The sequence below is a fragment of the Nocardia sp. NPDC050406 genome (assembly GCF_044459025.1).
In the GTDB taxonomy this organism is placed as follows: domain Bacteria; phylum Actinomycetota; class Actinomycetes; order Mycobacteriales; family Mycobacteriaceae; genus Nocardia.
Genome location: NZ_JBITIM010000001.1, coordinates 97,364 through 123,650, shown reverse-complemented (window position 1 = coordinate 123,650; position 26,287 = coordinate 97,364). Strand labels below are relative to the sequence as shown.

Below are 26,287 nucleotides of genomic sequence, written 5' to 3'. Positions count from 1 at the left end.
CCCGGTGTTACCCGGCCGCCCGGGGCAGCGGCGACGTCCAGGAGGGGGTGAACCCCGCGGGCCACCGTGTCGTGTCGTCGTAGACCGCCCACGGCTCCGGCCGGGTCGCGCACGTCTCCCGGGAGAAGTCGTCGAGCACGCACAGGTACTGCTCGCCACCGAAGTCCGCGCCGGTCAGGGTCGCGCCCGTCAGATCCGCGCCGCGCAGGTCCGCGCCGCCGAGGTGGGCATCGGTCAGGTCGGCCCCGCGCATGGAGGCGCCGACGAAACTCACTTCGCGCAATTGCGCGCCGACGAAGCGCGTATCGTCCAGCAGCGCGCGCCCGAAGTCCGAGCCCATCAGGAATACGCCGCTCATATCGGCCTTCGACCAGTGCGTATCCGTCGCGTTCGTGTCGGGCATGCTGGCGTCGCGCAGGATCGCTCCGGTCAGGAAGGCTTCGTGGAAGTCCGCCATTCGGAAGCTCGCACCGCTGAGGTCGGCACCGCTCAGGAACGCCGCGCTCAGATCCACCACCACGGAGTCCAACGCGACATCGCTGTTCGGAACAACGACATCGTCGGCGTCGACCCCGCGCAGGTCCGCGCCGCGTAGGTCCGCCCAGTGCAGATTCGCGCCCGTCAACCGGGCGCGGGCCAGCACGGAACCGTCGAGCAGCGCGTCCGACAGCTGTGCTCCCCGAAGATCGGCACCCGCCAAACACGTATGCGCGATATCGATTTCATGGCCGATCGACCCGGTGCGGCGGCCGATGATCGTCAACGCGGCCTGCACTTCGACGGGTGCGCGCGGAGGCTTGGCTTCCGGGTCGATCTGGATGTCCGCCGCGCACGGGGCCTTCCGCAACGACGCGGTATCGCGCACGAATGCCCCGATCACCTCGAATGATTCGCGTCGATAACGCTCCGAATCGCGGGCCAGCTGTTCGAGCAGGTACAGCCCGCCCATCCGCACGTGGCTGCTGTCGTCGCCGAGCATCTCCCCCGCCCTGGTGAACCGCTCCGCGACCTGGCCCTGCGCGGCGAGTCGCTGCTGTTCGGCACTCACCCGCAGCGAGGCGTTGGTGAACACCAGTGCCCCGATCGCGGCGACTGCGGTCGCCAGCGCGCCCACCTTCGCCCAGCCGTCCCAGGTGAACAGGGCTTGCACCGGCCGGAGCAGGCGACGACGGCGCGGACCCGGATTCGGGCGCAAGCGAATCCGCCGGGTCCGGCTCGGTGCCGCCATGGGGACACGACGTAGACGATGCGCGGCCTCGCTACCCGGGGGCATAGGACTATGGTCGCAGCTAATCTCCAGCAGCATCGACGGTTCGGTCGAATTGGGCCGTGCGGAACGAATCCTCGTGCGCCGCTCGAGTTTTCGGAGTTGCTAGGACGCGAAGAGCGGCATATCGCGGAGGAGGTGCCGTTCGGCGAGGACGTCCTGGAGGGGGTCGGAGAGGGCGGCGAGGCCGGTGGTCGCCTCGCGGGCGGTGCGGTCGCACACCTCGGAGAGGCGGATGGTGCAGGCGGCGACGGCTGCCGGGTCGAGGGCGAGCAGGCGTTGGGCGGCGGTGGCGGCACCGGTCATGGTGGTGTAGACGACTACCGAGGCGATCTCCTCCGGGCTCGCGTCGGCGACGCGGCCGACGAGGCCGAAGAGGGTGGACAGATGCGGGCGCGGGCCGAGGCCGCTCCAATCCGCTTGCGGCCATACCTGTTTCGCCAACCGCAGCAGTCCGCGACCTTGAGCCCGTGAGGCCGTGCGTGCCGCCGGGGAGGGTGTACGAGCATCGGCCTCGGCTTCCGCCCGCGCCGGATCGAGCGCCCCGGCGCATACGGCGGCCGCCAGCGACGCCGACACCAGACCGGAGGTCCGAATCCGCCGCCGCAGGTACAACTCGACCGAGCGCACATCCCGCACCAGCCCCGAGCTGACCGCCTCCTCCACGCCCCCGGAGTGCACATGCCCGCCGATCGGCAACCGCGAGTCCGCCAGATTCAGCAGCATCGCGAGGCTCATCGACGCACTCCCAGGTTCCGCATCGCTCGATCCTAAACAGCGCGGGGGTGAGCCTATGCCTTCCCCCGCTTGAAGGCGCGTGCCATGAACCGGTGCGCGGAGCCGCGGGCCACATCGCTGAAGGCTTGGATGGGGCCGGTCCACCACGGGGTGATCTCGTGGGGGCGGTCGGTGACGGCGTGGCCGATGAGGTCGGCGGCCTCGGCGGTGGTGAGGCCGGGGACGCCCGAGAAGTCGGTGGGGGCGCTCATGCGGGTGTGCACGAGGGGCATGTAGATGGTGGTCGTGGTGACGTTGTCGGCCCCGATTTCGGTTGCCACGGAACGCAACCAGCAGTCGAAGGCGCCTTTGGAGGCGTAGTACGCGGACCAGCGGGGTGCGGGTGGGATGCGCAGGCCCCAGGTGGAGATATTGACGATATGGCCGCTGCGGCGCTCGCGCATGCTAGGCAGCAGGGTCAGCAGCAGGCGCACCGGGCCGAGGTAGTTGACGTCCATCGTCCGGGTGTAGTCGTGGAAACGGTCGTAGGACTGCGCGATCGAGCGGCGAATCGATTTGCCCGCGTTGTTGACGACGATGTCGATATGGCCGTGTTCGTCGAGCAGCTTGCGGCCCAGCCGCTCGACCGCGTCGAAATCCGTGATGTCCAGCGGATAGGTGTGCGCGGTGCCGCCCGCCGCGCGGATATCGGCGGCGACCGCCTCCAGATCCTCCGCGGAGCGGGCGACCAGCAACATGATCGCGCCCGCCGCCCCGAGCTTGCGCGCACTCGCCTTGCCGATGCCGTGCGAGGCCCCGGTCACCAGGACGATCTGCCCGGCCACCGCGTCGTGCAGCGATTTCTCGCGCGGCCGCGAGGTCGGATACAGCAGGCGGGTGGCCACTCGTTCCGAGAGCGGGCGGCCGTTGCGGGTGGGCGCGGTCTCGTTCACAGCACCGAATGTATTGCGCTCCCGGCCGCCTCGCTTCGGTTGAGCCGAAATCCGCCGGTCAGCGCGTGGTGGCGTCGCGTTTGGCGAAGGCCGCGACGAGGGCCATGCCGAGCAGCAGCACCGCGCCCGCCGTGGTGGCGACGTGCATGCCGTTCACGAAGGCGGTCCGCGCCGACTCGACGAGTTCGGCATTGTCGCCCGCGCGGGCGATGGTCTCACCGAGCGTCGGCGCGAAATCACCGCCATTGCGGAACACCAGCGCCGCCAGCGAACCCAACAGCGCCAACCCCAGACCGTTGCCGAGTTCGAAACTGGTCTCCGAGATACCGACGGCCGACCCCGCGCGCTCCGACGGCACCGAGGAGACCGCCACCTCCGACACCAGCGTGAACATGGTGCCCAGGCCTGCGCCCGCCACCACGGAACCCGCGATGTACCAACCGATTCCGCCGTGCACGCCCACGCCGAGCAACATGAGATTGCCGATCGCCGCGGCGATGGACGACACCACGAACGCCGAGCGCACGCCGAGCAGATGGCCGATGCGTCCGCCGCCCATGGAGTAGGCGAACACCACGATGGCCATCGGGATACCGAGCAGCGCGGCCTGCAAGGCGTCACGCCCGGTCACCGACTGGAGATAGACGCTGGTCAGATAGCTCATCCCGGCCAGTGCGAGCATGCCGACGGTGCTGGAGCCGACGGCCACCGAGAACAGTCCACGCCGGAACAGTCCCAGGTCCAGCAGCGGTTCGGCCAGGGTCTTCTGACGGCGAATGAACGCCACCAGCAGCGCCAGCCCGATCAGCCCGATCACCACCGCGTAGGCGTCCACGCCCTCGGCCGCGAAATGCTTGATCGCGTACACCACCGGCAGAATGCCGCCGATGGACAGCGCCACACTCACCAGATCCAGTGGCCCGCGCCCGGCCGACTTGTGCTCGGGCAGCAGCAGCGGCCCGAAGACCAACAGCACCAACACCACCGGCGCGTTGATCAAGAAGACCGAACCCCACCAGAAGTGGTGCAGCAGTACGCCGCCGATAATCGGCCCCATGGCCGACCCGCCCGCGAAGAACGCCGTCCAGATACCGATGGCCATGGTGCGGTCGCGATCGCGCGGGAACAGGCTCGAGATCAGTGCCAGACTCGACGGCAGCAGCGTCGCGCCACCGATACCCATCAGCGCCCGCGCCGCGATCAACACCTCCGGGCTGGGCGCGAAAGCCGCCACCGCCGAAGCGATTCCGAATATCGCGGCGCCCGCCAGGAGGATATTGCGTCGCCCGATCCGATCGCCGAGATTGCCCATGGTGATGAGCAGACCCGCGATCATGAACCCGTAGATGTCCAGAATCCACAGCTGTTCGGTCGCCGACGGATCCAGATGCGCGGTGAGCGTCGGCATGGCCAGATACAGCACCGACATATCCATCGACACCAACAGCACGGGCAGGATGAGAACGCCCAGACCGAGCCAGGCGCGACGAGGTGCGGAGGTGCTTCGCGTCGCGTCCGAGCGCGCGAGAGTGCCTGTCATTGCCGATACCCTTCGGAAGCTTGATTCGAATCGAGTCGTGCGTACGACGTACGCCGGAGCCGGGTACAGTGTACGCATCCCGGAACGGGAAAGGAAAGCGAGATATTCCTATGAGCGAGGCCAAGCTCACTCGGGCCGCCATCATCGACACCGCGATCGCGCTGGCCGACGAATCCGGCCTCGACGCGCTGTCCATGCGCCGCATCGCCGAACGCATGGGGGCCGGGGCCATGTCGCTGTACCGGCACATCCCGAACAAGGACACCTTGCTGGCCGCGATGACCGACGAGGTGTCCCGCCGCAACCCCTACCCCTCTCCCGAAGGTCAGCAGTGGACCTGGCGCGACCGCGTCCGCATCGCCGCCGAAGTGGATTGGCGCTTGTACCAAGAACACCCGTGGGTCCTGTTCACCTTCGCCGTCCCCCGCTACAACTTCGGCGAACACAGCCTCATCGTGCTCAGCTGGCTCGTCGAGGGCTTCCGCGAACTCGACGTCGACACCCGCGAAGCCACCCGCATGTCCCTGTCCGTCTGGAGCTACATCGCAGGCGTAGCCCTCCAACAGGTCAGCACCCGCCTACTCATCCGCAAAGACAACGAACCCAACGAACGCTCCGGCCTCACCGCCCTCCTCGACGGCGACCCCTTCTGGCCCACACCCCCCGCCCTGGCCCCCCTCGAAGGCACCGGCCCCGGCGACCTCCTCGACCCCGAACGCCTCCTCCACACCGGCCTCACCGCCCTCTGCGACGGCTTCGCCACCACCCACCGCTGAATCCCGCTCTGAACAGCGATTCTCCCGAGCGGCGATGAATTCGCGTGGCTCGCATCGTCTGTACGTTTGCATGGGGTGCAGCCCTGCGTGGTTTGCGCGCGTGCGTGGAATGTCCCGTTCTACGAGGAGATGAGCACTATGGCTTTTGCTGCTGGTACACCCTGTTGGTTCGATGCCACCGCGCCTGATATCGGCGCCGCGGCGGATTTTTATCGGGGGTTGTTCGGGTGGGGTGCTGAGGATATGGGTCCGGAGGCGGGCCATTACACCGTGTTGACGCAGGAGGGGGCGCAGGTCGCGGGGATCGCGTCGGCTACCGATCCGGAGGGGGGTGTGAAACCGGCGGCGTGGCTGCCGTATTTCGCGGTGGAGAGTGCGGCGGCGGCCACGGCTGTGGCTCAGGATTCGGGGGCGGGGGTGTTCGTGGAGCCTACGGATGTGTTCGGCACGTTGGAGTTCGCGTTGCTGACCGATCCGGATGGGGCGCCTTATGGGGTGTGCCAGTTGAAGTCGCATCCGGGGACCGAGCGGTGGGGCGAGGTCGGGAATCCGTGTTGGGTGCAGTACGCGGCGGTGCGGGCGCCTGCCGAGGCCATGGCGCATTACGCGAAGGTGCTGGGGTGGACGTATCGGAATGCCGGGTGGGAGACCGCGACGGTGAATCCGTATCAGGCGCTGTCGGTGTCGGGCGGGCGTGAGTTCGGTGGGGCGGCGTTGGCCGCGCCGGGCGCGCCGGGGCCGTTCTGGTCGATGACCATTCGGGTGAGCGATACCGAGGAGATCGCGGCGCGGGCCGAGAAGCTCGGCGGCAGCGTGTTGCAGGCTCCGCAGGACATGCCCGGACCGTCCAGTGTCGGTGTGCTGAACGATCCGTTCGGGGCGGCGTTCGCGATCATGTCGTTCGGGAACTGATCAGGCTCGGATATCGCCGTCGAGGTAGACCCACGCGCCGTCGTGGCGGCGGAAGTGGCTGTTCTCGTGCAGCTGTCCGGGCTGGCCGTGCGCACGATAGTGCGCACGGAACTCGACGGTGCCCTCGGTGTGGAACGGGCCGCCGCCGGTGGCGCCGAGGATTTCCAGTCGCTCCCATCGCACTCCGGGTTCGAAGGCCACTTCGTCGGGCCGGGTCTCGGGGGCCCAGCTGTGCAACAGGTAGTCCTCGTCCCCGACGGCGAAGGCGCTGAACCGCGACCGCATCAGTAGCTCGGCGGTCGCGGCCCGGGCCTCGCCGCGGTGTAGCCGTCCACAGCAGTCCTGGTACTTCGCGGGCAGCCCGCACGGGCACTGCTCGGGAACCCGATCGGACTTGCGGTGTTTGGCCATGGGCTCAATCCTCGCCGAGGACTACGGCATACGCGAAACCGTCCCAGCCCTTGCTGCCGACGGTTTGCACGGCGGTGGCGTCCAGGCGCGGTTCGGCGGCGAGCAGTTCGAGCACCTCGCGGCTGGCCCGAATCGCCGGATCGGTCGAATCCGCGTCGGCCACACCGCCATTGCGCACCACATTGTCGACAATGATCACCGAGCCCGGCCGGGTCAGCCGCAACGCCCACTGCACATAGTTCGAATTGTTGACCTTGTCGGCATCGATGAACACGAGGTCGAACGGCTCCGGCTGTTCCTCCGCCAGCACCGGCAGCGTGTCCAGCGCCGCGCCGACGCGAATGTCCACGCGCTCACCGATACCCGCGCGATCCAGGTTCTCCCGAGCCACCCGTGCGTGCTCCGGCGCGTACTCGAAGGTGACGACCTGGCCTTCCTTGCCGACGGCGCGCGCCAGCTGAATCGTGCTGTACCCGCCGAGGGTGCCGATCTCCAGCACCCGCCGCGCACCGATCGACAGCGCGATGAGGTACAGGAATTTCCCCTGTGGCGGTGAGACATCGATGGCGGGCAGCCCGGCGGCGGCATTCGCCTCCAATACGCCCGAATCCTGATGTCCCACCAGGGTGTCCACGAGATAGCGATCGACGTGCGCCCAGTCTGCGGTCATAGTCGCAGTCTGCCACCGATGCCGGATCAGAACAGGAAGTACCGCTGCGCCATGGGCAATTCCGCGGCGGGCTCCTCCGCCCACACCTCGCCGTCGATGCGCACGGTGAAGGTGTCGGGATCGACGTCGATCCGCGGCATGGCGTCGTTGTTGGGCATATCCGCCTTGGTGCGCCGCCGCACATTGGCCACCGGCGCCAGCCTCCGATTCACCCGCAGCCGATCCGCGAGCCCGTCCTCGACGGCCTGCTCGGCGACGAAGTGCAGCGAGGTCCCCGCCGCCACCACCGGCGCGGCCCCGAACATGGGGCGCGGCAGCACCGGCTGCGGTGTCGGAATGGAGGCATTGGCGTCGCCCATGGCCGCCCAGGCGATGGCCCCGCCCTTGAGCACGGCATGCGGGCGCACCCCGAAGAACGCGGGCTCCCACAGCACCAGATCGGCGAGCTTGCCCACCTCGACCGACCCGATCTCGTGATCGATGCCGTTCGCGACCGCCGGGCAGATGGTGTACTTCGCGACGTAGCGCTGGACCCGATTGTTGTCGGCCGGGCCGTCCCCGGGCAGCGCGCCGCGACGGCGTTTCATGACGTGCGCGGTCTGCCAGGTGCGCATGACCACCTCCCCGATGCGGCCCATGGCCTGGGCGTCGCTGCCGATCATGGAGATGGCCCCGAGATCGTGCAGCAGATCCTCGGCGGCGATGGTCGAGGGCCGAATCCGGCTCTCCGCGAAGGCCAGATCCTCCGGAATCGACGGGCTCAGGTGATGGCAGACCATGAGCATGTCGAGATGCTCGTCCAGGGTGTTGACGGTGTGCGGCCGCGTCGGATTGGTGGACGAGGGCAGCACATTGAGATGCGAAGCGACAGTGATGATGTCGGGCGCGTGCCCGCCACCGGCGCCCTCGGTGTGATACGAGTGAATCGCCCGCCCCGCGATGGCCGCGAGGGTGTCCTCCACGAACCCGGCCTCGTTGAGCGTGTCCGAGTGCAACGCCACCTGCACACCGGAGGCGTCGGCGACCGACAGGCACGCGTCGATGGCGGCCGGAGTGGTTCCCCAGTCCTCGTGCAGCTTGAATCCGCCCGCGCCGCCGCGCAATTGCTCCCACAGCGCCTCGGGCCGCACGGTATTGCCCTTGCCGAGCAGCAGGATGTTCACCGGCCAGGAGTCGGTGGCCTCGAGAATGCGCGCGAGATGCCAGGATCCCGGCGTGACCGTGGTGGCCTTGGACCCCTCGGCCGGTCCGGTGCCGCCGCCGACGAGGGTGGTGATGCCGCCCGCCATGGCCTCGTCGAGAATCTGCGGGCAGATGAAGTGCACATGGCAGTCGATCGCGCCCGCGGTGAGGATGCGCCCGTTGCCGACGATGATCTCGGTCGAGGGCCCGACCACCAGATCGGGATGCACCCCGCTCATGGTCTCCGGATTACCGGCCTTGCCGATGGCGCAGATCCGGCCGTCCCGAATTCCGATATCGGCCTTGATGATTCCCCAGTGGTCGACGATCACCGCACCGGTGATGACGGTGTCCGGGGTCCCCTCGGCGCGGGTCGCGCGCGCCTGCCCCATGGACTCGCGCAGCACCTTGCCGCCGCCGAAGACCGCCTCGTCACCCGCGAGACCCGGTCCGCCACTGCGGTCCTCGGTGATCTCGATGAGCAGATCGGTGTCCGCCAACCGAATTCGGTCGCCGACGGTGGGCCCGAAGAGTTCGGCGTAGCGGGCGCGGGAGAGTTCGGCCATCAGGCATCCAGCTTTCCGGGTGGGGTGAGGCTGATTCCGTGCACTTCGCGGGTGCCGCCCAGCGGCACCAGGCAGACGCGCTGGCCCAGCCCGGGTTCGAAACGCACCGCGGTTCCGGCCGGAATGTCGAGGCGGCGGCCGTGCGCGGCCTCGCGGTCGAAGGCCAGCGCCGCGTTGGCTTGCGGGAAATGCACATGGGAACCGACTTGCACGGGCCGGTCGCCGGTGTTCACCACATCCAGTTCGATACGGTCCGCGCCCGGGTTGAGCTCGATAGTGCCCTCGGCACAGAGGAATTCACCGGGAACCGACGAGCCGTGGGAAGTGCGCACGCCGCTCATCCGATCGGCTGGTGCACGGTGACGAGCTTGGTGCCATCCGGAAAGGTGGCCTCCACCTGCACGTCGTGAATCATCTCCGGCACCCCGTCCATGACGTCGGCCCGGCTGAGCACGGTGCGCCCGGAGGCCATCAGCTCGGCGACGGTGCGCCCGTCCCGCGCGCCCTCGAGCACGTGATCGGTGATGAGCGCGACCGCCTCCGGGTGATTGAGCTTGAGCCCGCGAGCCTGTCGCTTGCGGGCGAGCTCGGCCGCGTAACTCAGCAGCAGGCGTTCCTGCTCGTGCGGCGACAGTCGCATGCGGGCTCCTCATCGAGGTCACGGGGCAAGTCGACGGTTATTCTGGCACGCCCTTTATTACCTGCATGTTTCGTCCGAGATCAGCCCTGATTCGCCAGGTTCTGCAACCGCACCTGCCCGCGCGCGACGGTGCGATCCTGTTCGTCGGTGATCACCACGACCCACAGTTGCTGGGAGCGGCCGCGGTGAATCGGCGTCGCGACGGCGCGCAGTTTGCCCTCGCGTGCCGCGCGCAGGAAGTCGGTGTTGTTGTTGACGCCGACGACGGTGCCCTTGGCGCCCAGCCACGCGCTCGCGGCGACACTGGCGAGGGTTTCGATGACGGTGCAGTACACGCCGCCGTTCACGATGCCCGCGGGCTGGAACTGCTGCGGGGTGACGACCCATTCGGCGGCGACCCGGTCCGCGCTCAGCTCGGTGTACTTCAGCCCGATGAGATCGGTGAAGGTGCCCTCGCTGAATTTGGTCATCAGCTCCGGTGTCACATCGGCGAGGGAGCGGATCGACGAGAAGTCTTGCTGCGTCATGCCCTCACAGTGGCATGGGCCCGGAAAAGGCGAAGCGGCGGGCTCCCATGTGACGACATCGGGAGCCCGCCGCGGCTTGGGGTCGGGGATCACAGCAGCCCTCTGGATCTCTCACAACCCTAGCGCCGAACTTAGTGTAGGTCAGGCTTACCTAACAAAGCAAGTCTTTCGGACCGGCAATCCGCGCTCCTCCAGCGCGAGCAGCAGCGCCTGCCCCCGACGTGCGCCGATCGACGACGACGAACCCGCCAGCGCCGGAACATAAGTCGCCGCACCGACGATGGACTCGCCGACCAGCGCCCAGAACCGGCGCGCGCTGAGCCCGGCGCAGCGGGCCATGGCCTGCTGGATGAGCATGAGCGAATGCTGGCAGCGATGCGCGAGCCAGACGTGCAGCGCCTGTTCGCACGGCAGCGTCACCACGCCGGGCTCACCCTCGAGGCGGTCGCCCTCGACCACGCGAATCGTGGTGTCCGCCAATCCGGCCCAGTCGATGCCGCCGTCGTTGTCGGTGTGGATCCACAGGTTCTCGAGGCCCGGATCCCAGGCCCGGCCCTCGGCGACGAGCAGCGCCATGACCCGGCCGACGACGGCGTGAATGAGCGCGGTGGCAACGACTTCGGCGGCGATATCGGCATTGGTCATCTCCGCCGCGTGCCGCCGGTACATGAGTTCGATCCGGCCCTCGCGAATACCGTCGCGCAATCGCCACCAGCGTCGTTTTCCCTGCTCCGACATGGGCGCTACGGCGTAGACACGCGGATGTTCCGGTTGCAGACCGCGCAGCCGGGCGCAGGCCCGTTCGAAGACGAGCTGGGAGTCGCGCAGGGGCAACACGGTTACGGGTTCGGGCACTCGAACCTCCTCCTCGGTGGCGTATCGGGGCCGATTGGAAAGATAGGTTAGGCTTACCAGACTTTCAGAGCAATACATGTTCGCGTCAGGAGTAGTTCGTCGCCGTGCCCGCCCCAGTCACCACCAGACGCAGACGTCTGGCCGGACTTCTCCTATTGGTCGCGATATTGCTGGTGGCGGTGGCCGCGAGCATCGCCATCGGCTCGCGCATGCTGCCGCTGGGCACCGTCTACGACGCGCTCACCTGTCCGGGCGGGTGGCCGCTGACCTGCGCCTCGGAATCCTCCGGTGAGCAGATCGTGCGGGAATTGCGTTTGCCCCGCACCGGATTGGCGCTGATCTGCGGTCTCGCGCTCGGCCTGGCCGGTGCGCTCATTCAGGGATATACCCGAAATCCGCTGGCGGACGCGGGATTGCTGGGGCTCAACGCGGGCGCGGCCTTCCTCGCGGCACTGACCATCTACCTGTTCGGATTCAGTACGCCGTCGCAGTACATCTGGTTCGCCTTCGCGGGCGCGGCGATCGCCGGGCTGGTGGTGTTCGGGGTGTCGTCCATCGGCGGCGGCAAGGCCAGTCCATTGAGCCTGGTGCTGGCCGGTGCGGCCATGACGGCGCTGCTCACCGCCATGACGAACAGCATTGTGCTGCTGGACCCCACCGCGCTCGACACCTACCGCTACTGGGTCGTGGGCAATGTCGCCGGGCACGACGCGACGGTGTTGCAGCAGGTGTTGCCCTTCCTCGTACTCGGGGCGCTGCTGGCGGTGGCGGCCACGCCCGGACTCAACGCCTTGAGCCTCGGTGATGACGTCGCCCGCGGCCTGGGCGTGAATCTGACCCGTTCGCGCGCATTGGGTTTGGCGGCGGTGGTGTTGCTCACCGGCGCGGCGACGGCCGCGGTCGGACCGATCGCCTTCATCGGGCTGATCGTGCCGCATATCGCGCGCAGTATCACCGGTCCCGACAATCGTTGGCTGGTGCCGTACTCCGGGCTGCTCGGGGCGATCGCGCTGCTGGTCGCCGATATCATCGGGCGGGTGATCGCCCGGCCGACGGAATTGGAGGCCGGGGTGATGTTGGCCGCGCTGGGCGCGCCGTTCTTCATCTATCTGGTCCGCCGCCGAAAGCTGGTCAGCCTGTGAGCATTTCCACTCCCCCGCACCCGGGTAAGGCAGCGGAGTCGGCGACGCTGCGGCGTATTCGTCCGGCGGTGCGCATCGGCCGGTTCTCCGCCGTCCTGCGTATCGGCATGCTGCTCACCGCGATCGCGCTCATCGCACTGCTGTTGCTGTTGTTCGCGCTGGACATCGCCACCGGCGAATACCAGATTCCGCTGACTCGCGTCTTCGACGTCCTCACCGGAGGCGGTTCGCGCGCACAGCGATTCATCATTCTCGACAATCGGCTACCGCGCGCGTTGACCGCCGTGGTGGTCGGCGCGGCGCTCGGTCTGGCGGGCGCCATCGCCCAGTCGATCCTGCACAACCCGCTGGCCAGCCCCGATATTCTCGGCATCACCTCGGGTGCGAGCGCGGCGGCCGTCGCGCTCATCACCCTGTCCGGGGCCACCGGAGTGCTTGCCACCGTGGGTGTTCCGCTGATGGCGCTGGCGGGCGGATTGCTCACCGCCGTCCTCATCTATGTCCTGGCGTGGGGTCGCAGCACCACCGGCGAGCGCGGCGTCGTGGGATTCCGCCTGGTGCTCATCGGCATCGGCGTCAATGCCGCGTTGGTCTCGGTGATCAGCTGGCTGCTCGCCCGCGCCACGCAGCTGGATGCCGCGCACGCGCAGCTGTGGATCACCGGCTCGCTCAACGAATCCGATTGGTCCACGCTGATTCCCGCGGCCATCGGCCTGGCGCTGGCCCTGGCGGTCGCGGCGGCCTCCGCCCGGACCCTCGCCGCGCTGCGCTTCGGCTCCGACACCACCCGGGTGCTCGGGGTGCGCATCCAGGCTCAGCAGGCGCTGCTGCTCGGCGCGGCCGTGGGCGCGGCCGCGCTGGCCACCGCGGCGGTCGGGCCGATCGCCTTCGTCGGCTTGGCGGCCCCGCAGATCGCGCGCCGCCTGCTGCGCTCCCCCGGCGAACCGCTCATCGCCTCCGCCCTCGTCGGCGCGGTGCTGGTGGTGGGCTCGGATCTGGCCTCCCGCACCCTGTTTCCCGTCGACCTGCCGGTCGGCGTGGTGACCGCCGCGTTCGGCGGTCCGTTCCTGCTCTATCTGCTCGTGCGCACCAACCGGAAGGCGACCCTGTGACCCTCGCTGCCGATCACCGGCTCTCCGCCGACGCCGTCACCCTCGGCTACGGCGACCGCGTCATCGTCGACGGGCTCTCCCTCGACATCCCGACCGGTGTGATCACCACCGTCATCGGACCCAACGGCTGCGGCAAGTCCACCCTGCTGCGCTCGCTGGGTCGACTGCTCAAACCGCGCGCGGGCCGAGTGCTGTTGGACGGCAAGGCGATCGCCTCGATGAAGACCCGCGAGGTGGCGCAGGTGGTGGGCATGCTCCCGCAGACACCCGTCGCGCCGGAGGGGCTCACCGTCGCCGATCTGGTCGCGCGCGGCCGCCACCCGCACCAGTCGTGGTTGCGGCAGTGGTCCTCCGACGACGAGACCGAGGTGGCCGCCGCGCTCGAGCAGACCGGTATCGCCGATCTCGCCGACCGCACCCTCGACGAACTCTCCGGCGGCCAGCGCCAGCGCGCCTGGATCTCCATGGCCCTCGCGCAGGGCACCGACATCCTGCTGCTCGACGAGCCCACCACCTACCTCGACCTCGCGCACTCCCTCGAGGTCCTGGACCTGGTGGATCGGCTGCACGCCGACTTCGGGCGCACCGTCGTCATGGTGCTGCACGATCTCAATCTCGCCATCCGCTACAGCGATCACCTGATCGTCATGCGCGCGGGCCGCATCGTGGCGCAAGGCCGCCCGGCCGATATCGTCAGTGCCGAACTGTTGCTGGAGGTCTTCGGACTCCAGGCCTCGGTCCTCGAGGATCCGGTCTCCGGGCGGCCGATGATCGTGCCGATCGGCACCCGGCACGTGCGCGACTGCGATGCGCCCGCCGACCCGGTATGACCAATACCACACCAGCTACCACCCGGTTACGACGACCTGTAGTACGCATGCCTGTCGTTGACTCCGTAGAATCGTGGGATGGCAGGTCTTGGTGAACTCGAGAAAGCGGTCATGGACCAGTTGTGGTCGGCCGATGAACCCCAAACGGTCCGGCAGGTGCACGAGGCCCTCGCGCAGCGCCGTGAACTCGCGTACACCACGGTGATGACGGTGCTGCAGCGGCTCGCGAAGAAGAACCTCGTCGTGCAGCAGCGCGACGATCGCGCACATCGCTACGCCCCCGTGCACACGCGCGACGAGCTCGTCGCCAGTCTGATGTTCGACGCGCTGCAACAGGCCGACGAGGTCGGCAGCAGGCGAGCGGCGCTGGTGCACTTCGTCGAACAGGTCGGCAAGGACGAGGCTGCCGCACTGCGGGACGCACTCGCTAAGCTCGAAGACAACGAGGCACGCAAGAAGCCGACCGACGACTCGGGAGCCTGATCGCCGCACTTGCCTCGGCACCCTGGCCCCCACAACGCAGTGAGCTGAGGAATGGACGCAACAGCGCCGGTATTCGCCGGTCTCGCATTGTTTCTGGCGGGACCGGCCCCGGGGTTGCTGTCCCGCGCCACCTGGCCGTACCGCAATCCCCGTGCCGCGCTGGTCTTGTGGCAGGCCATCGCGCTCGCCGCGGTGCTCAGCGCCTTCGGCTCCGGGCTGGCCATCGCGAGCCGACTGCTGGTGCCCGGTCCGGACGGTCGGCCCACCACCTCGCCGACCGATGAGATCGACGCGCTCGGACTGCCGCTGTGGCTGGCCTATGTCACCGTCTTCGCGCTGACGCTCATGGTCGGCGGCCGTCTGATCTGGTCGGTCGTGCGGGTGGGCATCCACACCCGTCGCCGTCGCGCCCGCCATCGCATGCTGGTCGACCTGCTGGACCAGAGCAGCGTGCAGCGTCAGGCCGCCGATATCCGGGTGCTCGCCGCCACCGAACCCATCGCCTACTGCCTGCCGGGACTGCGCCGCCGCGTGGTCCTCTCGCAGGGCACCGTGACCAATCTCTCCGATGAGGAGCTCACCGCCATCGTCAGCCACGAGCGCTCGCACCTGCGCGCCCGCCACGACCTCGTACTGGAGGCCTTCACGGCCGCCCACGAGGCCTTCCCGCGGGTGGTCCGCTCCAAATCCGCGCTCGATTCGGTGAAACTGCTCATCGAACTGCTCGCCGACGACTCCGCCGTGAAGGTCACCGGCCCAACGCCTTTGGCGCGCGCGCTGGTCGCCTGCTCCAACTCCCCCGCGCCGCAGGGCGCGATGGCGGTCGGCGGCCCCACCACACTCATCCGCATCCAGCGCCTCGCTGGCCCGCTCGGCGGCGTGCGCGAAGCCACCTTCGCCTACCTGGCCGCCGCGGCCATCCTGGTGGTGCCCACCCTCGCCGTCGCGATTCCGTGGCTCACCGAGGTCCACCGCCTGGTGACCCGTGGCTGACTCCTCCGAACGGGACGGCGCGCACACCGCGCCGGAGCAGGGGCCGCTGCGCGCGGCGGTGATCATGCGCCCGCTGAAGTTCGCCGACCTCGGACTCCCGCCGGTGCTGGTGCACGCGCTGCGGCGCGATGGCGTCGAGACGCCGTTCCCCATTCAGGCGGCGGTCATTCCGGACATCCTCGCTGGCCACGACGTATTGGGCCGCGCCGCAACGGGTTCGGGCAAGACCCTCGCCTTCGGTATCCCCATGCTGGTACGGCTCTCGGGTGCACCGGCGGTGCCCGGGCGGCCGCGCGGGGTGATCCTCGCACCCACCCGTGAACTCGCGCACCAGATCGAAGCGGCCCTGGACGAGCCGTCGCTGTCACAGGGCGTACGCGTCGCCTCGGTGGTGGGCGGGCTGCCGCTCAAGCGACAGGAAGAGCGGCTCGCGCGCGGCGTGGACCTGCTCATCGCGACACCGGGTCGGCTCACCGATCTCATCGGCCGCAAGTCCGTCGACCTCTCCGACGTGCGGGTCGTCACCGTCGACGAGGCCGACCACATGGCCGACCTGGGCTTCATCCCGCAGCTCACCGCCGTGTTGAACCGCGTGCCCGCCGACGCCCAGAAGCTGCTGTTCTCCGCCACTCTCGACGAGACCGTCGACGCGCTGGTGCGGCGCTACCTGCGCGATCCCGTGGAGCGCACCGTTACTGCCGCGGTCCCGAACGCCGAATCCCGTGGTGGCTCCGCCGATTCCGCGCATACATCCGGCACCGTCGAACCCACTGGTACGCGGGGTCGTTCCACCGCGTCCCGAGCCGCGCTTAATGACAGCGTCGAGACCTCCGACGGTGAATCGCGCCGCGCCGACGACCAGCCCGGATCGTCTGGCGGCGCAACCGAATCCGGTCCCGCCATCACCCATTACGGACTGCATGTCCGCCGCACCGACAAGCACGCCGTGGTCGCCGAGATCGCCGCGCGCGCGGGCCGCACCCTGTTGTTCGTGCGCACGCAGCACGGCGTCGAGAAGCTCGCACGGCGGCTGCGCGAAGCGGGCGTCGCCGCGGTCGCCCTGCACGGCGGGAAGGTGCAGAACCAGCGCACCCGCACCCTCGCGGCCTTCACCGACGGCACGGCCCCGGTGCTGGTCGCCACCGATGTCGCCGCGCGCGGCATTCACGTGGACGACGTCTCCCTCGTCGTCCACGTCGATCCGCCCGCCGACCACAAGGACTACGTGCACCGCGCGGGCCGCACCGCCCGCGCGGGCGCGACCGGCGTCGTCGCCACCATCGTCACCCCGGAGCATCGCGACGAATGGGCCGAATTGGTCCGTGCCGCGGGCGTTTCCGTCACCGAGGTGGAGGTCCGACCGGGCGACCGCCGCCTGATCGAGATCACCGGCGCGCGCCGCCCCTCCGGCGAGCCGGTGCCCGATCCCGCCACCCCGGAGACGCCCGAGCCCGAGAAGCCGAGCGAGCGCAAGCGGTACATCCCCACCTCGCGGGGCGGCAGCCGCGCCCACAACAAGAAGCGCAAACCGGGAGTTCGCAAGGCCAAGTAGCGGCCGATGCGCAGTGAATCCCGCCACCTTCGCGACCACGGGTTCCCGGTGTGCCCGAACCGGCCGACTACACTAGTGCGCTGCATGTGTGACATCAGGTTGAAGCACTGTTCGGTGAATTCGTGCCACAGACCTGCCTCCGTAGCATGGCCATGACCAAAACCCGACGTCAAACCTCTGAGGCGGCATAACCGTGCAGTTTCTCCCCGGGGACAATCCTCCCTACGACCTGACCTACGACGATGTCTTCCTCGTCCCCAGCCGGACGGATGTGACCTCGCGTTTCGATGTCGACCTGTCCTCGAGCGACGGCACCGGCACCACCATCCCGATCGTCGTCGCCAATATGACCGCCGTCGCCGGGAAGCGCATGGCCGAGACCGTGGCACGCCGCGGCGGCATCGTGGTGCTGCCACAGGATCTGCCCATCCCGGCCGCCGCCGAGACCATCGCCTTCGTCAAGAGCCGCTCGCTCACCGCCGACACGCCGGTCACCCTCGATCCGGAACAGTCGGTCTCCGATGCGCTGGCGCTCATCCACAAGCGCGCGCACGGCGCGGTCGTCGTGGTCGAGAACGGCAAGCCCGTGGGCGTCGTCTCCGAGGCGTCGTGCAGCGATGTCGACCGGTTCGCCCGCCTGAGCACCGTCGCCGACACCAATTTCGTCACTGCTCCCGCCGACGCGTCGCCGCGCGAGATCTTCGACCTGCTCGAGGCCGGACATCGCGATCTCGCCGTGCTGTGCAACGCCGACGGCACCCTCGCGGGCGTCATGACCCGCACGGGCGCGATTCGCAATGGCATCTACCAGCCCGCCGTCGACGCCAAGGGCCAGCTGCGCATCGCCGCCGCGGTCGGCATCAACGGCGATATCCCGGCCAAGGCCAAGGCGCTCGTCGACGCCGGTGCCGATGTGCTGGTCATGGATACCGCGCACGGCCACCAGGAGAAGATGATCGAGGCGCTGCGCTCGGTGGCCGCGCTGGACCTGGGCGTGCCGCTGGCAGCGGGCAATGTGGTCTCCGCCGCGGGCACCCGCGACCTCATCGAGGCCGGAGCCGACATCATCAAGGTCGGTGTGGGCCCCGGCGCCATGTGCACCACCCGCATGATGACCGGCGTGGGCCGCCCGCAGCTCTCCGCGGTGGCCGAATGCGCCGCCGCCGCAAAGGAATTCGGCAAGCACGTCTGGGCCGACGGCGGCGTCCGGCATCCGCGCGACGTGGCCCTGGCCCTCGCGGTCGGCGCGTCCAACGTGATGGTCGGCTCCTGGTTCGCGGGCACCTACGAATCGCCCGGCGATCTGCGCATCGACCGCGACGGCAACCGGTACAAGGAGAGCTTCGGCATGGCCTCCAAGCGTGCCGTCGCCGCCCGCACCGCCTCGGACTCCGCCTTCGACCGCGCCCGCAAGGCGCTGTTCGAGGAGGGCATCTCGTCCTCGCGCATGCGCCTGGATCCCGAGCGCCCGGGTGTGGAGGATCTGCTCGACCACATCACCTCCGGCGTGCGCAGCTCCTGCACCTACGCGGGCGCGCGCAATCTGGTGGAGTTCCACGAGCGCGCCATTCTGGGTGTGCAGTCGGCCGCCGGTTTCGCCGAGGGCCGCCCGCTGCCGTCGGGTTGGTGACGCGCCGACACCGCGCCAGCGCCGCCGGTGGGTCCGGGACTTTTCCGGACTCACCGGCTTTCGCGCGTCCGGCGCGCTGACGCGGCCCCCGTGCCGGTAACATGGGGATAGCCGGAGTCACGGCGTGGTGACCTCTTGTCTCCATACCGGCTCCAGCGCATTCAGTCGACCTGCGAAAGGAACCAGTTGTCACCCGCGTCCAAGGGCGCTTCCAAGGAGGGCTCCTCTACCGAGCCGGGTGACAAACCCGGCTCCACCGTTCTCCCAGCATCAACGGCCTGGTGGTGCTGACAGTGTCCACCGTGCTCACCCTTCTCTCCCTGCTCGGCTTCATCGCTCTGACCGCGGGAACGGCCCTCTTCGTGGCCGCCGAGTTCTCCCTCACCGCTCTGGAACGCTCCACCGTGGAGGCGCACGCCCGCGAGGGCGACCGCCCCGCGCGGCAGGTGCGCCAAGCCCATCGGACGCTGTCGTTCCAGCTCTCCGGCGCCCAGCTCGGCATCACCATCACCACGCTGATCACCGGCTATATCGCCGAGCCGGTGCTGGCGCGGCTGCTGGAGCCGCTGTTCACCGCGGTGGGTCTGAGTTCCGGCCCCGCCCATGGCATCTCGCTGGCGCTGGCGCTGATTCTGGCGACCTCGCTGTCGATGATCTACGGCGAACTGGTGCCCAAGAACATCGCCATCGCGGCGCCGCTGGGCACCGCGCGGGTCACGGCCGGGCCGATGATCATGTTCTCGGCGGTGTTCCGGTGGATGATCAACTTCCTGAACGGCACGGCCAACTGGGCGGTGCGGCGCATGGGCATCGAACCCGCCGAGGAGTTGCGCTCCGCGCGGTCGCCGCAGGAACTGGGTTCGCTGGTGCGCACCTCCGCCCTGCACGGCGCTATCGATCAGCGCACCGCGCAGGTCGTGGACCGCTCACTGCAATTCGGTGAGCGCTCGGCCGAGGAGCTCATGACGCCGCGCGTGAAGATCGAATCCCTGGACCGTGACTGCACCATCGCCGATCTCATCGACGCCGCGGGCCGCACCGGCTATTCGCGATTCCCGGTCATCGACGGCGATCTCGACAACACCCTCGGCGTGGTGCACATCAAACAGGCGTTCCTGCACCCCGTTCGAGCGCGCCGCAGTATCACGCTCGAGTCCATCGCGCAGACCGTGCCGATCGTGCCCGCCTCGCTCGACGGTGACGAGGTGCTCGAACGCGTCCGCGCCGACGGTATGCAGGTCGCCCTGGTGGTGGACGAATACGGCGGTACCGCGGGCATCGTCACCATGGAGGACCTCATCGAGGAGATCCTCGGCGATGTGCGCGACGAGCACGACGAGGAGGAGCTCGATGTGCGCCGCACCGCCGCGGGCTGGAACTGCTCGGGGCTGCTGCGTATCGACGAGGTCTCCCGCACCACCGGATACGACGCGCCCGAGGGCGAGTACGAGACCCTCGGCGGTCTGGTGCTCACCCAGTTGGGCCGCATTCCGGTGACCGGCGACGAGGTGCTGCTCCCGCAGCCCGGCAACGGTTTCGAACCGCATACCCGCGGCGGCTGGATCGCCAAGGTGGAGCGGATGGACGGCCGCCGCATCGACCGGGTGCTGCTGCGCCCTATCGACGCCGACACCCTCGCCGAATGGGAGCTGACCCATGAGTGACTGGCTAGCGGTCGTCCTGACGCTGTTCCTGCTATTGGGCAACGCGTTCTTCGTGGCCGCCGAGTTCGCGCTCATCTCCGCGCGCCGCGATCGCCTGGAAGCCCTTGCGGCCCAAGGCAAGCGCAGCGCGAACACGGTCATCAAGGCGGCGCGGAATCTGTCCATGATGCTGGCCGCCGCGCAGTTGGGCATCACCATCTGCTCCATTTTGCTCGGCCGGGTCGGCGAACCGGCGGTAGCGCATCTGTTGGAGAAGCCCTTCGACCTGATCGGCGTGCCCGAGCAGCTGTTGCATCCGATCGCGTTCGCGGTGGCGCTGACCATCGTGGTGATCCTGCACATCCTGTTGGGCGAGATGATCCCCAAGAACATCGCGCTCGCGGGGCCGGAGCGCTCCGCCCTGCTGCTGGTGCCCATGCATCTGGCCTGGTTGCGCGTGGCTCGACCGCTCATCTTCGTCTACAACCTCGCCGCGAATCTCACGCTGCGGGCGCTGCGTATCGAACCCAAGGACGAGCTCGACGCGACGGTCTCCTCCGATGAGTTGGCGGAGATGTTCGGCGAATCGCATTCCGAGGGTTTGCTGGACGAGGAGGAGCACCGCCGCCTCACCCAGGCGCTGGGCTCGAGCGACCGCCTCGTCGCCGATGTGATGGTGGTGCTGGAGAAGGTGCGCTCGGTGCCGCTGCGCGGTGACGGCACCACCCTCGGCGATATCGAAACGGCGGTCGCCGAAACGGGTTTCAGCCGGTACCCGGTGCGCGCGGCCGACGGATCATTGGTCGGCTACCTGCACGTCAAGGACGTGTTGGATCTGGTCGCCGATGACAAGGCGGGCCCGAACACCCCCATCCCGCGCACCGATATCCGCCCGCTGCCGACCCTGAGTTCGGGTGCGACGCTGTTCGAGGCGCTGGCGCGGCTGCGCCGGACCAATTCCCATCTGGGCCGGGTGGTGGACGGTCGCGGCAATACCGTCGGCATCGTGGCGTTGGAAGATCTGGTGGAGGAGTTCGTCGGCACCGTCCGCGACGCCACCCACCGCATCGCCGAATAGTCATGGCGCACACCGAACATGGCACCGGGCTGCGGGTACTCCCGCGGCCCGAGTGGCGTTCCCGCGCGGCCGCGCACCGCGAGCGGGTCGACGCCTTGGTCGGCCCGTATCTCGCGCGGCGCGCCGCCGGAAAGAAACATCCGGTCATCGATTTTCTCTTCACCTATTACGGCCACAAACCCGCGCAGCTCAAACGCTGGCATCCGGGTTTCGGGGTGGCGCTCGCCGAGGCCCCCGAATACGCGGAATTCCGCGGCTACCACGAAATCCCGGGCCCGGCATGGACCGCCGACTCAGCCTTTCTCGACAAACGCCGCGACACCGTCGAATTCATCGCGGGCCTGCTGTCGGCGACCGCGGCGCGCCCCGCGCAGCTGTCCTGTTTCGGCCTGCACGAATGGGCGATGGTCTACCGCACCGACGAAGTCCGCCATGACCAGGTGCCGCTGCGCCTCGGCCATCGGGGCACCGACGAGGTGGTGGAGGCGATGCAATTGCGCTGCACCCACTTCGACGCTTTCCGCTTCTTCACCCCCGAGGCCGTCCCGCGCAATATCGAACCCCTCACCCGCGCCGATCAGATCCGCCGGGAGCAGCCCGGGTGCCTGCACGCGAACATGGACGTCTACAAGTGGGGCTTCAAGATCACCCCGCTCATCGACTCCGATCTGCTCTTCGACTGCTTCGCCCTGGCGTGTGCCGCCCGCGAACTCGATATGCGGGCGAGCCCCTACGATCTCGCGGAATACGGCTACGAACCCATTCGCATCGAAACGCCTTCGGGCCGAGCCGAATACGTGCGCGCACAGGCCGATATCGCGGCCCGCGCCGAAAAACTGCGGGAACGGCTGCTCGACGCTTGCCGCGCGTTGCTTCGTCATTCCTGAGTGTCGAGAATGCGATCTCGGCGACAGAACAGGCGTTTTCGCCGTCGGCAATTTCTATTACTCGGCGATACGCGACCATAATCCGAGCTATGGCCGCTAGGAAAATCACCGGGAGTGCCGTGTGCGCGGCACTCGCCCTGGGCATTCTCACCGGATGCTCGTCCACCGATTCCGAGACCGCGCGGCAGGACGGCACGTCCGCCGCCCTCGCGGATCCGCAGTCGGAGGAGGCGTTGAAGCAGGCGGCGCACACGCTCAATGTGTTGGCGGCGCAACGCAACTACACCAATGCGTGGGCCTACTACACCAAGCGCTGCCAGGACAAGATCGGCAGCCTGGAGGCCTACAAATCGTTCATGGACCTGTGGCTGGAGGACCGCCACCCGCAGTACGACCGCGACGGCGTCAGCGTGCGGATCACGGGCACCTCGGCCCAGGTCGTCACCGTGGACAAGGATCCCGCCGCCCCCGCGCACACCGATGACCCGCGCACCTGGACCTTCACCGACAATCACTGGCTCTTCGACAACTGCTGACGCGGCCGCTCGACGACTCGGCCGAGCGGCGCGCCACAACGATCAGGACAGGGTGGTGAGGGTGCCCGCCGACTTCAGGCCCTCGTAGTAGCCGCCGCCCGGGTAGTAGTCGGGGCTGGTCGTACCGGAGACGAAATCACCGGCCCACGCCACGGACAGTTTCTGCAGGGCCTCCACATTCTTCGATTGCGGTGCGCCACAGGCGGTCTTGTCCGGTCCGGGCGCGCTCGCCCCCTCGGCGTCGACATGGGATCCGCTGGTCAGTCGCACGCCGAGGAAGGATCGGTCCAGCTGGTCGAGCAGCACCTTCTCCCCCGCGCCATCGCGATTGCAGCTGTAGGGCGGGGCGGTGACCGCAAGGATCGGCACGGTCGCGTTGTTGAGATGGTTCAGCGAACTGCTGAGGTTGTTGCCGACGAAGCTCTTCACGGGGTCGTACAGAATCACCCCGCGCAGCTTCGCGAACGCCCCGCCGTAGTCCGAGCGCAGCTCCTGCGCGACGAACGGGACGGCCTCGCCCCCGGCGGAGTGGCCCGCGAAGACCATCGCGGTCGGCATGGTGACATCGGTGCGACCCGCCTTCTGTTTGGCATCGGCGAAACTACGGCCCAACTTGTCACCGGAATCGGCGGCCTTGCCGAACAGATCGGCCACATTGTGCAGGAAATCGGTGTTGTTGCCGAGGTTTTCGAGCGTGCAGCCGAACACATTGGCCGTGGGCAGCGTGGGCGCGAAGACCAGGAAGCCCTGCGCGGCGAACTTGCGCGCCGTGTCGTCCATGGCGTCGTTGGCACCGGCGAACCCGTGCTGTAGCCACAGCAGTCCCTTGGGAGTGCCGGAGGGGAAGTACCAATCGCTGCTCTGCTTCAGCGTGGTGAAGGCGCAGCGGATCTCCACCTTGTTCGACACCTTGGTGACGGTGGCGTCCGCATGGGCGTTCGTGCTGGTGAGCGGCGGGTACACGGCGATCGCGGCCACGATCGCCGCCGCGGCGGCCAGCAGGGTTCGGATTCTCAAGACGACTTCCTTGTCTCTCATAGGGAAACGACGTTCCATTTCCCATGCGACCATTAGCAGTCTGAAACACTCGTGAGTCAATACTCGATTCGGGTGCTACGGCGTGTCGGTGCGCGTGTCCGGCGCGGCGGGTGACGGACGATGAATTTCGCGGTGTCGCCCCGTCTGCACAGCTGAGGTCTGTCCACCGGAAGGAACCGTCATGAATTGGACACTCGAGGTCGTCATCGTCCCCGTCTCGGATATCGACCGCGCGAAGGAGTTCTACAGCGAGCGACTGGGTTTCGCCGTCGACCACGACACCGTTGTCGGCGAGGACGTGCGCATCGTGCAGCTCACGCCACCGGGCTCCGGCTGCTCCATAGTCATCGGCAAGGGCGCGGTACCGGCGATGGAACCGGGCTCGCTCAAGGGCCTGCAGTTGGTCGTGCCGGATATCCAACGTGCCCACAAGGAGCTGGTGGAGCGCGGCGTCGAGGTCACCGATATTCAGGTGCTGGGCGAGAACCCGTCGCCCACACCGGATCCCCTCGACAATGTCGGCTTCGTCTTCTTCGAGGACCCGGACGGCAACGGCTGGGGCGTCCAGCAGATCTCGTCGCGGGGCTGAGACCACACCGCCGGAGACGGCGCGGGGTGGCAGGAACCGCCAGATATCCGGGGAACCCTACCGGTCGGTCAGGTTATGGCTTACCGTTCCGGATTGTTAACCGGGGACACAGGGGTTCCCGGCGGAGCAGAGCGGGGGTGGCCGTGATGGGGCGGTTCACGGGGGTGCGGCGGTCCAAGCCGGTGATCGTGGTGGCCGCCGCGCTCATGGCGGCGGCCATGGTGCCCATCGGCGGGGCGTCGGCCGATCTGCAGTCCGATATCCAGAACGCGGTGCAGCAGTTCTTCGATGTGGGGCGGACAGCGGTGCCGAGGGCGGAGTGCGGCGACGGGTCGATGCCCGAACCGGGCTTGCAGGGCGATGTTCCGGCCGCCGACCGCAGCAGTGGGCGCAGCGCGCTGGGGTATCGGTGCAATATGTCGTTCGTCGGCGGGTATGTGGGCCGAGGGGCCGGAATCACCTCCGCCACTTACGATCACTGCTCCTACACCGGATCGTTCTTCCCGGGAAACCTGTTGGGGCCCTCGCAGGGTGTGCAGGTGCTCGACGTCTCCGACCCCACCAATCCGGTGGTCACGGCGACGCTCACCGAACCGGCCATGCTGGCGGGGACCTGGGAGTCGCTGAAGGTCAACGAGGAGCGCAAGCTGCTGGTCGGCACCGGCGTTCCGGTGGGCGAGGGCGCGGGGTATCTGTCCGTCTACGACATCTCCGACTGCGCGCATCCTCGGCTGTTGAACCCGGGTCCGGGCACGAATCTGCTCATGCCGCTGCCCATTACGACCCACGAGGGCGGTTTCTCCCCCGACGGGCGGACCTATTGGGCCTCGGGTATCGCGCCGGGGTTCGTGAGCGCGGTCGATCTCACCGACCCCGCCAATCCGCATGTGGTGTGGCAGGGGCTCACCGGGATCGAGGCGCACGGGTTCGGTATCAGCCCGGACGGCAACCGCATGTACCTCTCCGCGCTGGGCGGTTTCACCGTCCTCGATATCAGCGCGGTGCAGCGGCGCGACCCGAATCCGCAAGTGCCGCACCTGGGTCGGGTGTTCTGGACCGACGGCTGGGCCACCCAGCACAGCATTCCGGTCACCTATGACGGGAAGCCGTACCTGTACACGGTGGACGAGGGCGGCTCCGGCGGCGTGAAGCTCATCGACATCTCCGACGAGACCGCTCCGCGCGTGGCGGCCAAGGTCAAGTTGGAGATCAATCTGCCCGAGCACCAGGATTCGCTGGTCGCCTCCTCCATGGGCGGTTCGGTGTTCTCCTACGACGCGCACTACTGCGCCGCCGACCGGGCCACGAACCCCACCGCGCTGGCGTGCGGGTGGGAGTCCTCCGGTATCCGCGTCTTCGATGTGCGCGACCCCTTCGCCATCCGCGAAATCGCCTACTTCAATCCGCCCGCGCGCACCGGACGCAATCTGGAGCTGTGGAATTCCCCGCACGCCCTGGCCTCGCTCATCGGCGTGCCCGCCATGGAGTTCCCCTCCGCCGCGCGCGCCATCCTGGAGGGCAAATTCGATCTGGGACAGGCGCTCTCGGCCCGCTCCGGCATGGTCGCCTTCGGCGACCTGTCCACCGACTGGTGCTTCGCCCCGCCGGAATGGCACGGCAACGAGCTGTGGACCAGCTGCAACGACAACGGGTTCATGGTGTTGCGCCTCGACGAGAGCGTGTACACCCCGCCCTCCGATCAGCGGTCCGTGGTCGGCTCGTGAGGTGGACGCGCGCGCTGACGGCGCTCGCCGCCGC

27 protein-coding genes are annotated in these 26,287 nt (G+C 68.4%); 15 read left to right on the top strand and 12 right to left on the bottom strand.

Annotated features, from left to right (window positions below):
* Positions 1-7: 7 nt before the first annotated feature.
* From ACIBH2_RS00580 to ACIBH2_RS00565, 4 genes are all read right to left on the bottom strand, one after another.
* Positions 8-1,273, bottom strand: a complete 1,266-nt coding sequence (locus tag ACIBH2_RS00580; protein WP_397111884.1) for a pentapeptide repeat-containing protein — start codon at positions 1,271-1,273, stop codon at positions 8-10.
* A 99-nt stretch (positions 1,274-1,372) separates the two neighbouring features.
* Positions 1,373-2,005, bottom strand: coding sequence for an urease accessory protein UreF (locus tag ACIBH2_RS00575; RefSeq protein WP_397111881.1), 633 nt, complete (start codon positions 2,003-2,005; stop codon positions 1,373-1,375).
* Between the two features lie 53 nt (positions 2,006-2,058).
* Complete coding sequence (locus ACIBH2_RS00570; RefSeq protein ID WP_397111879.1) at positions 2,059-2,937, bottom strand: SDR family NAD(P)-dependent oxidoreductase; 879 nt, start codon at positions 2,935-2,937, stop codon at positions 2,059-2,061.
* A gap of 58 nt (positions 2,938-2,995) precedes the next feature.
* Positions 2,996-4,477, bottom strand: a complete 1,482-nt coding sequence (locus ACIBH2_RS00565) for an MFS transporter (RefSeq protein WP_397111876.1) — start codon at positions 4,475-4,477, stop codon at positions 2,996-2,998.
* Between the two features lie 110 nt (positions 4,478-4,587).
* Between ACIBH2_RS00565 and ACIBH2_RS00560 the strand changes: the two genes are divergently transcribed.
* Together ACIBH2_RS00560 and ACIBH2_RS00555 are read left to right on the top strand one after the other, a co-directional pair.
* Complete coding sequence (locus ACIBH2_RS00560) at positions 4,588-5,253, top strand: TetR/AcrR family transcriptional regulator (protein ID WP_397111874.1); 666 nt, start codon at positions 4,588-4,590, stop codon at positions 5,251-5,253.
* A 129-nt stretch (positions 5,254-5,382) separates the two neighbouring features.
* A complete protein-coding gene (locus ACIBH2_RS00555) occupies positions 5,383-6,165 on the top strand; it encodes a VOC family protein (protein WP_397111871.1) in 783 nt (260 codons plus the stop codon).
* Here the strand turns inward: ACIBH2_RS00555 and ACIBH2_RS00550 are convergent, their stop codons facing one another.
* From ACIBH2_RS00550 to ACIBH2_RS00520, 7 genes are all read right to left on the bottom strand, one after another.
* Complete coding sequence (locus ACIBH2_RS00550; RefSeq protein WP_397111869.1) at positions 6,166-6,576, bottom strand: YchJ family protein; 411 nt, start codon at positions 6,574-6,576, stop codon at positions 6,166-6,168.
* A gap of 4 nt (positions 6,577-6,580) precedes the next feature.
* On the bottom strand, positions 6,581-7,246 hold the full coding sequence (locus ACIBH2_RS00545; protein ID WP_397111867.1) for an O-methyltransferase: 666 nt from the start codon (positions 7,244-7,246) through the stop codon (positions 6,581-6,583).
* Between the two features lie 26 nt (positions 7,247-7,272).
* Positions 7,273-8,994 (bottom strand): urease subunit alpha, encoded by a 1,722-nt coding sequence (locus tag ACIBH2_RS00540; RefSeq protein WP_397111864.1) that lies wholly within the window; start codon positions 8,992-8,994, stop codon positions 7,273-7,275.
* Positions 8,994-9,326 carry an urease subunit beta gene (locus ACIBH2_RS00535; protein WP_397111862.1) on the bottom strand — a complete coding sequence of 111 codons (333 nt, stop codon included), beginning with the start codon at positions 9,324-9,326 and terminating at the stop codon, positions 8,994-8,996. The genes ACIBH2_RS00540 and ACIBH2_RS00535 overlap by 1 nt, the downstream gene beginning before the upstream one ends.
* Positions 9,327-9,331: 5 nt before the next feature.
* Complete coding sequence (locus tag ACIBH2_RS00530; protein WP_397111860.1) at positions 9,332-9,634, bottom strand: urease subunit gamma; 303 nt, start codon at positions 9,632-9,634, stop codon at positions 9,332-9,334.
* 80 nt (positions 9,635-9,714) lie between these two features.
* A complete protein-coding gene (locus ACIBH2_RS00525) occupies positions 9,715-10,161 on the bottom strand; it encodes a PaaI family thioesterase (protein ID WP_397111857.1) in 447 nt (148 codons plus the stop codon).
* Positions 10,162-10,308: 147 nt separating this feature from the next.
* The gene (locus ACIBH2_RS00520) at positions 10,309-11,016 is read right to left on the bottom strand and encodes a hypothetical protein (RefSeq protein ID WP_397111855.1); all 708 of its coding nucleotides are present in this window, start codon (positions 11,014-11,016) and stop codon (positions 10,309-10,311) included.
* A gap of 104 nt (positions 11,017-11,120) precedes the next feature.
* Between ACIBH2_RS00520 and ACIBH2_RS00515 the strand changes: the two genes are divergently transcribed.
* The 11 genes from ACIBH2_RS00515 to ACIBH2_RS00465 all read left to right on the top strand — a co-directional run bounded on the left by ACIBH2_RS00515 (position 11,121) and on the right by ACIBH2_RS00465 (position 22,902).
* Entirely contained in the window at positions 11,121-12,158 is a 1,038-nt protein-coding gene (locus ACIBH2_RS00515) for a FecCD family ABC transporter permease (protein WP_397111853.1), read from the top strand.
* A 2-nt stretch (positions 12,159-12,160) separates the two neighbouring features.
* Positions 12,161-13,270, top strand: coding sequence for a FecCD family ABC transporter permease (locus tag ACIBH2_RS00510; protein ID WP_397116731.1), 1,110 nt, complete (start codon positions 12,161-12,163; stop codon positions 13,268-13,270).
* On the top strand, positions 13,267-14,100 hold the full coding sequence (locus tag ACIBH2_RS00505; protein ID WP_397111850.1) for an ABC transporter ATP-binding protein: 834 nt from the start codon (positions 13,267-13,269) through the stop codon (positions 14,098-14,100). Before ACIBH2_RS00510 ends, ACIBH2_RS00505 begins: the two co-directional genes overlap by 4 nt.
* A 78-nt stretch (positions 14,101-14,178) precedes the next feature.
* Positions 14,179-14,583, top strand: a complete 405-nt coding sequence (locus ACIBH2_RS00500; protein WP_397111848.1) for a BlaI/MecI/CopY family transcriptional regulator — start codon at positions 14,179-14,181, stop codon at positions 14,581-14,583.
* A gap of 51 nt (positions 14,584-14,634) precedes the next feature.
* Complete coding sequence (locus ACIBH2_RS00495) at positions 14,635-15,576, top strand: M56 family metallopeptidase (RefSeq protein WP_397111845.1); 942 nt, start codon at positions 14,635-14,637, stop codon at positions 15,574-15,576.
* Positions 15,569-17,128: a DEAD/DEAH box helicase gene (locus tag ACIBH2_RS00490; RefSeq protein WP_397111843.1), complete on the top strand. Its 1,560-nt coding sequence runs from the start codon at positions 15,569-15,571 to the stop codon at positions 17,126-17,128. Before ACIBH2_RS00495 ends, ACIBH2_RS00490 begins: the two co-directional genes overlap by 8 nt.
* Before the next feature lie 193 nt (positions 17,129-17,321).
* Positions 17,322-18,758 carry a GuaB1 family IMP dehydrogenase-related protein gene (locus ACIBH2_RS00485; RefSeq protein ID WP_397111840.1) on the top strand — a complete coding sequence of 479 codons (1,437 nt, stop codon included), beginning with the start codon at positions 17,322-17,324 and terminating at the stop codon, positions 18,756-18,758.
* Positions 18,759-19,051: 293 nt separating this feature from the next.
* On the top strand, positions 19,052-20,422 hold the full coding sequence (locus ACIBH2_RS00480; protein WP_397116729.1) for a hemolysin family protein: 1,371 nt from the start codon (positions 19,052-19,054) through the stop codon (positions 20,420-20,422).
* On the top strand, positions 20,415-21,479 hold the full coding sequence (locus tag ACIBH2_RS00475; RefSeq protein ID WP_397111838.1) for a hemolysin family protein: 1,065 nt from the start codon (positions 20,415-20,417) through the stop codon (positions 21,477-21,479). Before ACIBH2_RS00480 ends, ACIBH2_RS00475 begins: the two co-directional genes overlap by 8 nt.
* A 2-nt stretch (positions 21,480-21,481) precedes the next feature.
* Entirely contained in the window at positions 21,482-22,366 is an 885-nt protein-coding gene (locus ACIBH2_RS00470; protein WP_397111836.1) for a 3-methyladenine DNA glycosylase, read from the top strand.
* An 89-nt stretch (positions 22,367-22,455) separates the two neighbouring features.
* Positions 22,456-22,902 (top strand): hypothetical protein, encoded by a 447-nt coding sequence (locus ACIBH2_RS00465; protein ID WP_397111833.1) that lies wholly within the window; start codon positions 22,456-22,458, stop codon positions 22,900-22,902.
* A gap of 42 nt (positions 22,903-22,944) precedes the next feature.
* On the opposite strand, the gene ACIBH2_RS00460 is transcribed toward ACIBH2_RS00465, so the two are convergent.
* The gene (locus ACIBH2_RS00460) at positions 22,945-23,919 is read right to left on the bottom strand and encodes an alpha/beta hydrolase (protein WP_397111831.1); all 975 of its coding nucleotides are present in this window, start codon (positions 23,917-23,919) and stop codon (positions 22,945-22,947) included.
* Between the two features lie 202 nt (positions 23,920-24,121).
* On the opposite strand from ACIBH2_RS00460, the gene ACIBH2_RS00455 reads away from it, so the two are divergent.
* The gene (locus tag ACIBH2_RS00455; protein WP_397111829.1) at positions 24,122-24,529 is read left to right on the top strand and encodes a VOC family protein; all 408 of its coding nucleotides are present in this window, start codon (positions 24,122-24,124) and stop codon (positions 24,527-24,529) included.
* 146 nt (positions 24,530-24,675) lie between these two features.
* Positions 24,676-26,253 (top strand): LVIVD repeat-containing protein, encoded by a 1,578-nt coding sequence (locus tag ACIBH2_RS00450; RefSeq protein WP_397111827.1) that lies wholly within the window; start codon positions 24,676-24,678, stop codon positions 26,251-26,253.
* Positions 26,254-26,287 lie beyond the last annotated feature (34 nt).